The organism is Pantoea sp. BR_17 (genome assembly GCF_041955125.1).
In the GTDB taxonomy this organism is placed as follows: domain Bacteria; phylum Pseudomonadota; class Gammaproteobacteria; order Enterobacterales; family Enterobacteriaceae; genus Pantoea; species Pantoea stewartii.
The window spans coordinates 429,479-444,310 of record NZ_JAVAXT010000002.1 but is presented as its reverse complement, the minus strand read 5'-3'; the positions used below and the strand labels follow the sequence as shown (position 1 = coordinate 444,310).

Genomic DNA, 14,832 nt, shown 5'->3' with positions numbered 1-14,832 from the left:
TAACCATCATGTTTCGCACCGCCGTGAGTGTGGCGAAACCCGTCCTCTCAGCGGCCGTCTGCCACAGAGAGGCTCGGGATTGACCTCCGCCCGGTACCGCGAAACCCTCCGGGTAATCATGATTAAACACAGTTCAGTTTACAGACGCGGCTGTCAGGCCAGTTTCCCTACCGCCGCCGCAATTTCAGGTAATGCCGCACGTGCAAACAACTCTTCAAAATCAGGCAGACGACCAAGGATTTCACGGTTGCAGGCATCCTGATACATGATCCAGCCATAGGTGGCCAGGCTGTCCATGGAACGGATGTTGCGTTGCGTCAGTGCCGCTTTGTAATCGGACATGCGTTTTGAACCGATCAGGCTGGCTAATTCGCTGTCGCTGTAGTTCTCAATGGCTGCCCGCGCATGGCGCTGCAGTTTACTGACCAGCGAAAAGTCCTCTGTCATCAGTAAATTACGAACCGCTTTCTCGACCGCCGGATCCTCAACGTGGGTGCCTTTCGGTAACTTGCCGAGAGCCAGCTGCTGCGCGAAGCTCAATACGGTGTAGTTATTGAGCAATACAAACATCTCGACCGTATCTGTCGCGCCATAAGCCGGTACGGCACCGTCTGCAATGGTTTTGCCCTCACGCCACGCGGCTTTGAATTTTGCGACCTGATGCGCTGCCAGCGCGGTTGAGAGTTCTTCCAGCAAATCCTTACGGGATTTCGCCTTCAGGATTTCACCGCCATCCTGATACAGCAGCAGAGAGCGCGGCATTACATACACGAAGTGCTGACATTCGGTTTCCCAGTGCTCCAGCAGCCAGGCCGCACGTGGTGACTGCGTGGCGTCCAGATGCCAGTTCAGCATGGTCAGCACGGCCTGCTTATGAATCTGTGCCAGCTCATCGGCATCGGCAATGGAACCAAACAGAACGGAATCGCCCGCTGCATGGTTAGCCAGGGAGCCGTACGGATCGTACTGGTAAGCAAAGCCGCCGCTCATGCCGTTACCGAAGCCTTTACCAAAGGTGCCCAGGTTCAACACGGCACCGTTGGTCATGTATTCGCAACAGAAGTCACCGACGCCTTCCACTACCGCAGTGGCGCCAGAGTTACGCACTGCGAAGCGGTCACCGGCCTGGCCCTGCACGAACAGGCGGCCGCCCGTTGCGCCGAACAGAGCAAAGTTACCGATCAGGACGTTGCCATCGCTGTCCTGTGCGCCGCCGCCCGGTGATAACACCACCAGCTCGCCGCCGCACTGGCCTTTGCCCACGCCATCGTTGCAGGTGCCACGATGTTGCATCAGCATGCCGTCATTGCAGAAGGCACCGAAGGACTGACCGGCTGAGCCGGTGGTTGTAATATGCACCGTGGCCGGCGCCAGATAGCGACGACCGCGATCGTCCTGCAGCACAGAGGGCATCGCCTGCAGTTGCTCTGCTGTCAGGGTATGATTCAGCATGCGCTCGATATCGATCGCCAACTGACCGCCCACGCTTTTATTGCGGTTGTTCAGGACGACATCGTGACCTAACTGCAGCGATGTCTTGCCCGCTGTCACCAGTTGCTGGTTGAGTTCTTCTACCCAGCCATCATCCAGCTCAAAATCTTTTTCCAGATAAACCGGCTTGTCGATTTTCAGCTCTGGCACCACGGTGAGCATGGCGCGCAGATCCAGCTTGCCGACTTCCAGCGGGTGATCCATCAAATGGAGCAGGTCAGCGCGCCCACGGGCTTCACGCAGCGAGCGCAGGCCCATACGCGCCAGGATTTCGCGGACTTCGTGCGCCACATTCAGGAAATACTGTGCGAGCTGACGCGGATCGCCATCAAAGGCTTCAGCATTCGTGGTTAACCCTGCGGGGCATTTGACGTTACAGTTCTTTGCCATCACGCATTTCAGCATCATCAGCGCAGTCGTACCGAATTCAAAGCTGTCACCGCCCAGCAGCGCGGATTTCACCACGTCGCTGCCTGTCTGCTGTGCACCTGAACAGCGCAGCAGGACTTTGTCGCGCAGGCCGTTCGCACACAGCGCCTGATGAACTTCGGCAATGCCGATTTCCGCGACGCGACCGGTATATTTCAGACTGGTCACCGAGGCGGCGCCCGTACCGCCCGTGTTACCGGCGACGTTAATAACGTCAGCACCGGCTTTCGCTACGCCCACGGCAATGGTGCCAATCCCTTCAGAGGACACCAGCTTCACAATGACGCGAACACGCGCCGCTTTGCAGTCGTGAATCAGCTGGGCCAAATCTTCGATAGAGTAGGTGTCGTGGTGCGGTGGTGGCGAGACCAGCTCAACGCCCGGTGTGCCGCCACGTGCCGCCGCGATTTCGACGGTGACTTTCGCCGCAGGCAACTGGCCACCTTCGCCAGGTTTTGCACCCTGACCAATTTTGATCTCCAGCTCTTCCAGCATCGGATCGGCCAGGTACGCCGCCCAGACGCCGAAACGACCTGACGCCAGCTGCTTGATACGGGACGCACGGATAGTGCCATGACGGGAATAGTGCTCGCCGCCTTCCCCGCAGTTGCTCATGCCGCCGACCATGTTGGTGCCATGTGCGACAGCTTCATGTGCCGGTGCCACCAGCGCGCCGTGACTCATCGCCCCGGAGGCGAAAGTACGAGTGATTTCACAGGCAGGCTGAATTTCGCTTAACGGCAGTGAGGGCAGCGCAGTAAAAATGCGCGACAGATAGTCGGCAGCTTTACCTACGGCGGTGATTTTCAGGCCGCCTGCGACCACGTCCGCCGATTCGATTTCGTCACTGAAGCGGGCTTTCAGAGCCCGTGACAGATTCAGCAGACGTTCGCTTTCCGGCTTCAGCCCGGCGATGGCATCGGTCAGCCGCAGCATAAAGGTGTTCGGGCTGCCTTCGATGGCCTCGCATTCCAGGCCGCGAGTAGCAAATCCGTTGTTGGTCAGCGAATAACGGCCCAGTTTACGGCGGAATTCCGCTTCGCTGTCGATATGCGTCAGATCGGCCGGGAAGGCCAGAATGTCACGCAGCGCAGCAGGGCGGCGTTTACGCTCTTCATACATCAGGCTGGAGAACTGACGGTAATCGGCTGTGATGGCAAAGTTATTCATCACGTCATCAGGAATGCGCTCAAAGCTGCTGTCCTTGAACGTGTCAGGCTTGATGCCAAACGCATTATCCAGACGGGCCAGCGTCATCAGACGAATGAAATTGTCCTCTTCGCGCGCTTTGTCCGCAAAGCGAATCGGCTCTTCCGTCATATCAATAAAGGTACGCACGGCAATGGTGCCGTAGGAGTGGCCTGCGCCCTCTGCGCGCTCTTTAAACAGCCCCAGTAATGGCACTTCTGATTCGCCCTGAATTTTCAGCGCGCTTTGATGCCAGTCCACTGCCATTTGCGCGATGGTGGCAAAGCCCGCGCCACCAACAGGCGTTTTGATATTCGGGAAATACTTCTTCAGTACCGGATCGTCAGTGTTAAGGAAGTTAGGTTCAAAGAACTCACCGCTACTGTAGCTTTCAACGGTACACAGGCCTACTTTACCCATGGTCTTCATCAGGGCCTTTTCGGCGGCTTTGGCATAGCGTTTAAAGGCTTTATTGCCTTCTTCACCTTCACCGAATTTCTCTTCGGCACGCATCTGTACGCCGAGCGGATAGACAGCAGAGGCACCAAAGCCCAGCGTCGCGGCAATGTGATGCGACGAGATAATCTGCCCACTCTCCACCACCAGGGACACGTCAAGACGTAATCCTTCCTGGACCAGGCGCTGGTTCACCGCAGAAACCACCAACAGCATGGGCAGGGCGGCATGGGTGGACGAGATGTGGCGGTCGGTCAGGACGGCGATCCCGCCCTGGGAACGCGCGAAATCCACGACCTGCTGAGCCAGATCGTCAATCGCCTTCTCCAGCGCAGTGGCGTTGGCCGTACGGCTGAGCAGGTCTTTGCCGGTGACAGGTTCGTACAGCATGTCAAAACGGGCATAAGGTGCGACGTTCTGTTCGCGCAGCTGTAGCATGTCCAGGTGCGTCAGAATAGGCGTCGGCACAATAATCTGACGGCCTTTACTGCGTCCCAGGTGCGGTTTGGCTCCCAGTGCCACGCGCAGCGTCATACCGTCCGCTTCACGGATGGAGTCCAGCGGTGGGTTAGTGACCTGTGCAAAACGCTGCGAAAAGTAGTGCGCCATGCCGCCTTCGTGATCGGACAGACCATTGATCGCGTTGCCGTAACCCATAGCAGAGATTTTCTCGGCCCCGGTGTTCAGCATCGGGTCCATCATGAATTTGAAGCTTTCCTGGTTATAGTAGTAAGCCACAAAGCGCTGATAGGTTTTCAGATCGCCGCGATAGCGCAGAGGCGACCCTTGTTTCTCAGCAGGGATGACAGGCAACTCATTGAGATCGACACGAGATTTGCCGAGCAGTGCAGCGTAATCTTTTTCCGCAGCCAGCTTTTCCAGCGCTTCATGCGTGGTATAGCTGCGTTTTTCGCGATGATCAAAATAGAGCATGCCGCCGGCTTCGATACGACCACGGCGCAGTACGCTTTCCGGGGGAAAGGCAATCTGGCCGGCTTCCGACATGGCACCAATATACTCGGCGGTTTCAACCGAACGCAGTGGACGAAGACCCAGACGGTCAAGACGTGCGCCAATCACTTCCCCATTACCAAAGATCAACGCCGCAGGGCCGTCGTTCTTCTCTTCATAGAGTGAGAAATATTCCAGCATGTCACGCACCGCCGGAGAGAGCGCGGTGTCATTTTCCCATGCAGGTGGCATCATCGACACTACGGCGGTGATTAAGTCGAGATCGTCTTCCATCAGGCGGCTGTGAATGCTCTGGTCAAGACGGGAACTGTCTGACTGACCTTTCGGGCGAACGATAGTTTTTCCACGCGCAGAGGCCAGCGCGGATTCAGCAATCCGGTTTTTACGATCGGTATTCAGCTCACCGTTATGGGCCATTAACCGGAAAGGTTGCGCCATAGTGGTGTGCGGATCGGTATTGGTTGAGAAGCGGGTATGGAAAAACAGCCCACGGACCTGATGATCGGGATCGGTCAGATCTTTGAAATAAGGAATGACCTCATTGGAATTCAGACGGGCTTTGAATACCTGGGTACGGGACGAAAGCGACAGCGGATACAAACCGCCAAACTCACTTTTCGTAAAGGCCTCTGCCTCAATCGCCAGCAGGGCGCGATAAATCCGTTTTTCAAAATCGTTCTGGTGGCTGACATCCTGAGGCGCAGCAAAAATCCATTGCACGATGGGCAACTGAAACTGGACAGCGGCTGGACGCGTCACGCTGTTATCCAGCGGCATTTCGCGTTTCATGATCACCGGCAGATTAAAATGACGCAGCGTATCTTCTACCAGGCGCTCCGCATTGGCACGCAGTTCAGCATCTTTAGGAACGAAGAAGTTACCCACGCCAAAGCGACCGGCTTCCAGCGCCTGACCGGTAATTTTACGGAAAAAGTGCAGTGAAAGATCGACGTTGACACCCGCGCCATCACCCACGCCTTCAGCGGACATGCCACCACGGTGCGGAACCGTGCAGAGTGCACTGTGCGCCATACGCAGAATGTCGTGGGTCTGCTCGCCGTCCTTACGGGTAATGAAACCTACACCACAGCTGTCACTTCCTGCTGCTGGGTTATATAAGCCATAGGATTCAGGTTTTTTAGTGGACATTGAGGGTCTCCTTAAACTGCTTTTGACATTACCTGCATTGTTTCAGGCACTGAGCTTGGTTAAACACTCTTCCCAGCGCGCATTCTTTTATTCCCGCGCCTGACAGCCTGCGCGATTTCGTTTTACGCACTTTTCATCGGCAGGAGGATAAGTCCGTGGATGTGTAGCGCGTGGTGTTTCCGTTCTCGAAAGGAGATGACTCAAACCATGCGGGCGTCATGTTGCATAGATATGCCGTGACGCTTGCCCATCATGAAAGCTTTCAGCGGAATTCCAACTTATCGGGAAAGCGAATCAAGGTCAAATAGCGAGCCTGACACAGTTTAATCACGTCTTTATGTCGATAACCAAATGAATTTATTATGCTTTTGTGTCTAAATTGTGTCAGTTTTTCATTAAGCGGTAGAGAGGGAAATGTGAACTCTATCACTGTGCCAGTGGCGTGAAATCGCTGAAGTATGCTGGCGACAGGGTACTAAACAGCATCAAATGCTGCTACAGGCAGTGGAAGCGCAGGATGTATCTGTTTTTCTTATAGCAGCAAATTTGAATCAATAAAGGGCATGTGATTAGTAAAATTAATCAGGTCGCGCTGCTTAAAACTTCGAATAATGTGAATGGCTATGCATGAAAAACAGGGCGTCGTGACAATAAAGCCTTGTCAGACGGAAAAGAAGAGGTTGGATACGCGCGCCTGTTTAGCAGACGGCCCTACAGATTCATTGAGTTAGCACAATTAGTCAAGGGTTTTAGCAATAATGGGGCAAACGTCGGCGAAGCAACGGCGTTTTGCACCATATAAGTGCATGACGGTCGCGATCTCGCCGGATGCACTAAGACGACGGTGACATAAATACGCTATCATGTGGCTGTTCTCACCCAGGGAGTGTTTATGAAACAGATTCGCCTGCTGGCGCAATATTATGTTGATTTAATGGTCAAGCTTGGCCTGATCCGTTTTTCGCTGCTGCTGGCGTCTGCACTGGTCGTGCTGGCCATGATTGTGCAGATGGCGGTGACCATGGTACTGCGTGGTCATGTCGAAAGTATCGATATGGTGCGATCGGTCTTTTTCGGTCTGTTGATCACGCCCTGGGCGGTTTATTTTCTTTCCGTGGTGGTCGATCAGCTGGAAGAGTCACGCCAGCGTCTTGCCAGGCTGGTGGATAAGCTGGAAGAAATGCGTACGCGCGATCTTGAGCTGAATCAGCAGATGAAAGAGACCATTTCCCGACTCAATCAGGAAATTGCCGATCGTAAAAAAGCGGAGCAGGCACGTGAGCAGGTCATGGCTAAGCTACGCGAAGAGGTGGCGCGGCGCGAGCAGGCGCAAATAGAGCTGGAACAACAGTCGTCTTTCCTGCGCTCTTTTCTGGATGCATCGCCAGATCTGGTCTTTTATCGCAATATCGACAAGCAGTTCTCAGGCTGTAACCGCGCCATGGAGCTGCTGACCGGTAAAAGTGAAAAACAGCTTATCGGGCTCACGCCACATGATATTTATGACAATGACACGGCGACTAAAGTGTTGGAAACCGATGAAAAAGTCTTTCGTCATAACGTCTCGCTCACCTATGAGCAGTGGCTGCAGTATCCCGATGGGCGGAAAGCCTGTTTTGAAATTCGTAAAGTGCCTTATTATGACCGGGTCGGTAAGCGCAGCGGCCTGATGGGCTTTGGCCGCGATATAACCGAACGTAAACGCTATCAGGACGCGCTGGAGAACGCGAGCCGGGAAAAGACCACCTTTATCTCTACGATCAGCCACGAGCTTCGTACGCCGCTTAACGGCATTGTCGGTCTGAGCCGCATTTTGCTGGATACCGATCTGAATCAGGAGCAGCTCAAGTACCTGAAAACCATCCATGTCTCTGCCATCACCTTGGGCAATATCTTTAACGACGTCATCGAAGTGGACAAAATCGAGCGACGCAAGGTACAGCTGGACAACCAGCCGCTGGATTTCACCAGTTTCCTGGCCGATCTGGAGAATCTCTCTGGCTTGCTGGCGCAGCCAAAAGGCCTGAAGTTTGTCATGGCCCCGCAGTTACCGCTGCCCCATAAAATCTCAACGGATGGTACACGACTACGGCAGATCCTGTGGAACCTGATCGGCAATGCCGTGAAGTTTACTCAGCAGGGTGAAATCATCGTGCGTATTGCCTATGAACAGGATGAAACGCTGCGCTTTGAGGTACAGGATTCCGGGCAGGGCATTCGCGAGGAAGAGCAGGACAAAATTTTTGCCATGTATTATCAGGTTACCGATCAGCATGGCGGCAAACCGGCAACCGGAACCGGTATCGGCCTGGCGGTCTCCCGCCGTCTGGCGCAGGCGATGGGCGGGGATATCAGCGTCAGTAGTGCACCGGGCCAGGGCTCCTGTTTTACCGTGGTGATTAAAGCGCCGCGTATTGCCGAGGAAGTGGAAGATGAAGGCGTTGACGATACGCTGCCGCTTCCGGCCCTGCACGTGCTGTTGGTGGAAGACATTGAGCTGAACGTCATTGTGGCACGCTCGGTTCTGGAAAAACTGGGATGCAGCGTTGACGTTGCCATGACGGGGCAAGCAGCGCTTGAGATGTTTGACCCGCTGGAGTTCGATTTGGTGCTACTGGATATTCAGTTACCGGATATGACCGGCATGGACGTGTCGCGTGCCATTCGTCAACGGTATCCTGATGCGCATTTGCCGCCGCTGGTTGCCTTAACCGCCAACGTATTGAAAGATAAAAAAGAGTATTTTGATGCGGGCATGGACGATGTGCTCAGTAAACCGCTTGCCGTACCTGCGCTAACGGCCATCATCAAAAAGTTTTGGGATGACCAACCCGGAAACGATGATCAGGCCGTTATGACGCCGGGCAGTCGTCAGTCCGATACCTTGCTGGACATTCCAATGCTTGAACAGTATCTGGAGCTGGTGGGACCCGGTCTGATTACGCAAAGCCTGACCATCTTCGAACAGATGATGCCGGGCTACCTCGATGTACTGGACTCCAACCTGATGGCACGCGACGAAAAAGGCATTGCTGAAGAGGGCCATAAAATCAAAGGTGCCGCAGGGTCCGTTGGCTTACAGCATCTGCAACAGATCGCGAAACAAATTCAAAGCCCAGAATTACCGGCCTGGTGGGATAACGTGGGCGAATGGGTGGAAGAGCTGAAGCGTGAATGGCGGCACGATGTGCAGATATTGCGCGAGTGGGTGGCTGAGAAACAGCGGTGATCCAAAAAAAATGACCCCAGCCGAGGCCGGGGTGCGCTAATACTGCGCCAACACCAGGGAAAAAGTCGCTGCTGCTATGCTTAGTGTTTTTCAAGGCAACAACGGGTATTGGTTAACACACGCAACACCTTATCAAATTCGAATTAGCTTGTGACAAGATTCATTAAAATTTGTGATGTTGAACAGCGTTTAAATACAGGAAACATTAATTTGCCAACATAGTCAAGAAAGGAATCAATTTTACCGTTACATTGGTTGTTTTTTGAACAAAAGTTCTGTTTTTTGTACGGGTTTAACCCAAATTTGTTAACAAAGCCTGTGTTAAGCCTCTTAACACAAATGATTCGTCACTGATGCGAACTAAATTGGCTATAAGCTTATGATAATAAAGAATAATGAAAGGATCGGGTCAGGAAGGTCCAAAACGTTTCGGAAAACGTCATCCGCCCTGGTGCTTAAAAGGTTTTATCAATAGAAAAGTTTGTAATGTTTGGGGAAACGTATTAATAAAAAAACATGTATTGCGGTGAAGAAATGCCATAAGTACGTTAATGCCTGCCGCATTGCTGCACCCTGTGTTCAGACGCGCCCGAAATAAAATATAAGTTTTATGAAACATTGATGGCTGCAATTATCACGAATTAGTCTCATCGCCCTACAAGGAATGGTGTGAGACTTCGCAAATGGAACCGATTCCTTTTTAAGGGAACTTATTGAACTCATTCATACTATTGTTGCATCGCAGATGCATTTTCTTTGCCATATCATAAAGGTGACAGGCCCGGACGGCGAATTTTTCAGGAACGCTTTTTATCATCAGGGGTGATTACACCTGAAATTAATTAAAAAACGACATAATGATGAGACGATTGTATGAGTAAGCATAAAGGGAAGCTTTGGCAGGGTGTAAAGCGCATTGTGCTGCGCATTCTGCTGATTTGGGCAGGGCTGTGGCTGGCAGGTATTTTACTTTTTTCCTTTCTCCCGGTGCCTTTCTCTGCCGTGATGGCTGAACGCCAAATCGGTGCCTGGCTGCGTGGCGATTTCAGCTACATCTCACACTCGGATTGGGTGGGGACACAGGCGATGTCGCCCTGGATAAGGCTGGCCGTTATCGCGTCGGAAGATCAAAACTTTCCTCACCACTGGGGCTTTGATGTGGCAGCCATTCAATCTGTACTGGACAGCGATGATAACCGGATGCGCGGTGCGTCAACGCTGTCACAGCAAACGGCTAAAAATCTGTTTTTGTGGGATGGACGTAGCTGGATGCGTAAAGGACTGGAAGCGGGTCTGACGGTCGGCCTGGAAACCGTTTGGACTAAACGCCGGATCTTAACGGTTTACCTGAATATCGCGGAGTTTGGTAAAGGGACCTTTGGTGTTGAGGCGGCGTCCCGGCGTTTTTTCAACAAGCCTGCCAGTCGCTTAACCATGTCAGAAGCGGCGTTACTGGCGGCCGTTTTACCTAACCCGCTGCGCTTTCGTGCCGACGCGCCGTCAGGCTATGTGCGTCAGCGCCAGCAATGGATACTCCGACAGATGCGCCAACTGGGAGGAGAGGGCTTCCTGCAGCGCAATCATCTGGACTGACGTTACTCTTCGTCGAAACCGGCTTCGAAGAGTTCAATGACGGCGGCCAGCGCGTCAGTTTCCTGGGGGCCGCTGGCTTCGATCTCAATATGGCCGCCCTTGGCGGAATCCAGCATCAGCAACGCGATAACGCTGCTGGCTTCGGCTTCTGTGCCGGCCTCGTTGCGTAACAGCACTTCGGCATCGAAACTTTGCACCAGTTCAAACAGCTTCATGGCGGGGCGTGCATGCATGCCCAGCTTGTTTCTGATTTCCACGGTTTGCTTAACGGTCATGATTTACGTTTTTCCAGTGTGCGATGACGGGACTGTACATTTTTACCCCGCGAGCGGAAATAATCAGCGAGCTGTTCAGCAATATACACCGAGCGGTGTTTGCCACCGGTGCAACCAATCGCCACGGTGAGATAGCTGCGGTTGTTCGTTTCCAGCATGGGCAGCCAGAGTTCCAGATAACTGCGTGTCTGATAAATGAAGTTATGGACTTCGGTATGACGATCCAGAAAAGCCGCGACGGGACGATCCAGCCCCGTCATCGGGCGCAGTTTGGGATCCCAGTGTGGATTGGGCAGGAAACGCACGTCAAAGACGTAGTCCGCATCAATAGGAATACCATGTTTGAAGCCAAACGACTCAAACACCATAGTCAGCTCCCGCTCGCGTTTACCCAGTAAACGGGTACGCAACATCTCAGCCAGTTCATGCACCGACATCTCTGACGTATCAATGATCAAATCGGCACGCGAGCGCAGCGGCTCGAGCAGGTCACTCTCTTCATCAATCGCGCTTTCCAGCGACAGATTTTTGCTGGACAGGGGATGGAGGCGACGCGTATCACTGTAACGGCGGATCAGCGTATTGCGGTCGGCATCAAGAAACAGCAACTGGGGCGAGAATCCGGAAGGCAGATTATTGAGCGCGGTTTCAAAAATTTCAGGCGACTCAGGCATGTTACGCACATCGATACTCACCGCCGCTGAGATATTGCGCTCAACCAGTGATTCTGCCAGCTGAGGCAACAACACGACCGGCAGGTTATCCACGCAGTAAAAACCCATGTCTTCCAGCGCGCGCAGCGCCACTGATTTTCCTGAGCCTGACCGACCGCTGACGATCATCAGCACCATGACCTTCTCTCCCGTTTTAAAGCCGGCTCACGCCGGTAAATCACGCGCTTTATTGCTCTGTTTGTTCTTCGGTAATGATGGCATACAGCTCTTCATCGCTCTGCGCAGCACGCAGACGGCGGCAAACCGTTTTATCCGCCAGCCGTTTGGCGACTAACGACAGTGTATGTAAGTGAGTTTTACACTGGTCCGCGGGCACGAGGAGCGCAAAAAGGAGATCGACAGGCTGATTATCCACGGCATCAAATGCGATGGGTTGCTCAAGGCTGATAAAGACACCGACGGCACGTAACGTATCCTCCTCCAGCTTGCCATGCGGGATGGCAATACCGTTGCCAATACCGGTACTTCCCATGCGCTCGCGGGTCAGTATCGCTTCAAACAGCGTTTGATGCGGCAGGTTGAGCTGCTTAGCGGCCAGTTCACTGATAATTTCCAGCGCCCGTTTTTTGCTTTGGCAGTGTACGCTGCTGCGGGTGCAGTCTGGCGAAAGCACTGTGCTCAGTTCCAGTGTTAAATCATTGTTCATTTTCGTTTCACTTGCGAGTTCACTTAGCCAGTAAACCGGTACGCGGTAATCACGTAGCGGAATCATGGCGCTGGCACAGATGACAAAACGGGGCGGTTAATCCGCCCCATCCTTTCAGCTCTGCGCGCCCGGCGCGCCTGCCAGCGTGAAGGTTAGTGTTTTTTTAACTTGTCTTTATATTTGGTCAGTTGACGGGCCAGCTTGTCAATCAGCCCGTCAATTGCCGCATACATATCTTCCGCTTCCGATGTGGCGTGCAGCTCGCCCCCGTTAACGTGCAATGTGGCATCAGCAACCTGTGTCACCTTCTCAACGTTCAGGACAACATATACCTGGTTGATATGATCAAAGTAGTGTTCCAGTTTGGCAAATTTCGCCGTGACGAATTCACGCAGTGGCTCGGTGATTTCAACATTTTGCCCGGTAAGGTTCAGCTGCATAGGTCTTCCTTCTCTCTGTTAAACCAACTGCTTACGTTGGTTTGAAGGCGGTATGGACAAAGACTCTCGATATTTTGCAACGGTACGACGTGCCACTATGATCCCTTGATCAGATAACATGGAGGTCAGTTTACTGTCACTCAAGGGCTTAGCGGGATTTTCCGCCGAGATTAATTTTTTTACCAGTGCCCGTATCGCAGTAGATGAGGCTTCGCCTCCTCCTTCAGTATTAACATGACTGGAGAAAAAATACTTCAGTTCAAAAATGCCACGCGGGCTGTGAAGATATTTTTGCGTGGTGACGCGGGAAATCGTGGATTCATGCATATCCACCGCCTGGGCAATATCGGCCAGCACCATCGGACGCATAAACTCTTCGCCCTGCTCAAAAAAGGCCTGTTGCTGTTCAACAATGCAGCGTGAGACTTTTAACAGCGTCTCATTGCGACTTTCCAGACTTTTGATCAGCCAGCGCGCCTCCTGCAAATTACTGCGGATAAACTGACTGTCACTGTCATTACGCGCAGCACCGCCCATGGCGGCATAGTGCTGGTTGATTTTAAGCCGCGGCAGACTGTCGGTATTAAGTTCTACCGTCCAGCGCGTCGCAACTTTACGGACCAGCACATCAGGAATAACGTATTCAGGCTCGCCAGTGTTGATCGACTGGCCCGGACGTGGATCGAGCGACTGAATCAGCAGCATTGCCTCTTTCAGTACGTCTTCCTTTAAACGCGTGACGCGCATCAGGCTGCGGAAATCATGGTTAGCCAGCAGATCAAGATGATGGCTGACGATCAGGCGGGCTTCAGAGAGCGTTGGCGTTTCAGGCGCATACTGCGACAACTGTACCAGCAGGCAATCACGCAAATCACGTGCACCTACGCCGATCGGATCAAAATGTTGAATGCGCTTTAAAACGGCCTCAACTTCGTCCATTTCCAGCTCATCGTCGCCGATACTGTCGAGAATGTCTTCAAGCGAAACGGTAAGATAACCCGTATCGTCAATGGCATCGACGATAGACGTTGCGATCGCCCGATCGGTATCGCTAAACGGCGTCAGCTCAACCTGCCACATCAGATAATCTTGCAGCGACTGGGTGGTTTCGCCCTGGTAGATGGGCAGTTCGTCATCCTGATAGTCCGTACCGGTTCCTGATGGCGTTCCCGCGGTATAGATTTCATCCCAGGTCGCGTCGAGCGGCAGCTCTTCGGGCATATCCTTTTGTTCCAGCGCTTCACGCGTATCAAGTCCCGCTTCGCCTTCCTGATACTCTTTTGCATCTATTTCTTCATGCTGTTCAGTCTGTTCAAGCAGGGGATTACTTTCCAGGGCCAGCTGTAGCTCTTGCTGAAGTTCAAGCGTAGAAAGCTGCAACAGACGTATCGCCTGTTGCAGTTGTGGGGTCATCGCCAGTTGCTGGCTGAGCCGGAGTTGTAAACCTTGCTTCATAGACAGGATGAATATTCCCGGGTAACCATCAGTATTAACGACACCTTATCAGAGTCTGAACTCTTCACCCAAATAAACACGTTTAACCTGCTCATCTGCAAGGACTTCATTCGGCGTACCGTGAGCAATCAGGTTGCCCTGGCTGACAATATAGGCCCGTTCACAGACCGCCAGCGTTTCACGCACGTTGTGGTCAGTGATTAACACGCCAAGCCCACTGTCGCGCAGATGTTCAATAATCTTTTTGATATCAATAACGGAAATCGGGTCAACACCGGCAAAAGGCTCATCCAGCAGAATGAATTTGGGATTTGCGGCCAGCGCACGGGCAATTTCCACACGGCGACGTTCACCGCCCGACAGTGACTGTCCCATATTGTCGCGCAGATGTGCAATATGGAACTCATCCATGAGCTCATTCGCCCGATCCTGTCGCTGTTCTTCGGTTAAATCATCACGAATTTGCAGCACGGCCATCAGGTTGTCGTAAACGCTCAGACGCCGGAAGATTGACGCTTCCTGGGGCAGGTAGCCGATACCGCGACGCGCACGCGCGTGGAGCGGCAGAATACTGATGTCTTCATCGTCGATGACAATGCGGCCCGCATCGCGCGGAACAATCCCGACCACCATATAGAAGGTGGTGGTTTTACCGGCACCGTTTGGGCCGAGCAGGCCGACGATTTCACCGGATTTTACCTGCAGACTGACGTCTTCAACCACGCGACGGCCTTTGTACGCCTTCGCCAGGTTCTCTGCGATTAATGTGGCCATA

Annotated in this window: 9 protein-coding genes; 2 read left to right on the top strand and 7 right to left on the bottom strand. The window is 53.1% G+C overall.

Annotated elements, in window-relative coordinates:
* Positions 1–153: 153 nt before the first annotated feature.
* Entirely contained in the window at positions 154–5,685 is a 5,532-nt protein-coding gene (locus tag RAC60_RS05625; protein WP_375092886.1) for a glutamate synthase-related protein, read from the bottom strand.
* A gap of 892 nt (positions 5,686–6,577) precedes the next feature.
* Here RAC60_RS05625 and arcB point away from each other — a divergent pair.
* The gene (arcB, locus tag RAC60_RS05620; RefSeq protein ID WP_039338901.1) at positions 6,578–8,914 is read left to right on the top strand and encodes an aerobic respiration two-component sensor histidine kinase ArcB; all 2,337 of its coding nucleotides are present in this window, start codon (positions 6,578–6,580) and stop codon (positions 8,912–8,914) included.
* Positions 8,915–9,787: 873 nt separating this feature from the next.
* Positions 9,788–10,507 (top strand): monofunctional biosynthetic peptidoglycan transglycosylase, encoded by a 720-nt coding sequence (mtgA, locus tag RAC60_RS05615; protein ID WP_205957192.1) that lies wholly within the window; start codon positions 9,788–9,790, stop codon positions 10,505–10,507.
* 2 nt (positions 10,508–10,509) lie between these two features.
* Here the strand turns inward: mtgA and npr are convergent, their stop codons facing one another.
* The 6 genes from npr to lptB all read right to left on the bottom strand — a co-directional run bounded on the left by npr (position 10,510) and on the right by lptB (position 14,831).
* Entirely contained in the window at positions 10,510–10,782 is a 273-nt protein-coding gene (npr, locus tag RAC60_RS05610; protein ID WP_006121730.1) for a PTS phosphocarrier protein NPr, read from the bottom strand.
* Positions 10,779–11,633, bottom strand: coding sequence for an RNase adapter RapZ (rapZ, locus tag RAC60_RS05605; protein ID WP_006121731.1), 855 nt, complete (start codon positions 11,631–11,633; stop codon positions 10,779–10,781). Before rapZ ends, npr begins: the two co-directional genes overlap by 4 nt.
* Before the next feature lie 49 nt (positions 11,634–11,682).
* The gene (gene ptsN / locus RAC60_RS05600) at positions 11,683–12,162 is read right to left on the bottom strand and encodes a PTS IIA-like nitrogen regulatory protein PtsN (protein WP_033739256.1); all 480 of its coding nucleotides are present in this window, start codon (positions 12,160–12,162) and stop codon (positions 11,683–11,685) included.
* A gap of 152 nt (positions 12,163–12,314) precedes the next feature.
* Positions 12,315–12,602, bottom strand: a complete 288-nt coding sequence (gene hpf / locus RAC60_RS05595; RefSeq protein ID WP_006121733.1) for a ribosome hibernation promoting factor — start codon at positions 12,600–12,602, stop codon at positions 12,315–12,317.
* Positions 12,603–12,620: 18 nt separating this feature from the next.
* Complete coding sequence (gene rpoN, locus RAC60_RS05590; RefSeq protein WP_033739167.1) at positions 12,621–14,057, bottom strand: RNA polymerase factor sigma-54; 1,437 nt, start codon at positions 14,055–14,057, stop codon at positions 12,621–12,623.
* 48 nt (positions 14,058–14,105) lie between these two features.
* A complete protein-coding gene (lptB, locus tag RAC60_RS05585) occupies positions 14,106–14,831 on the bottom strand; it encodes an LPS export ABC transporter ATP-binding protein (protein WP_006121735.1) in 726 nt (241 codons plus the stop codon).
* Position 14,832 lies beyond the last annotated feature (1 nt).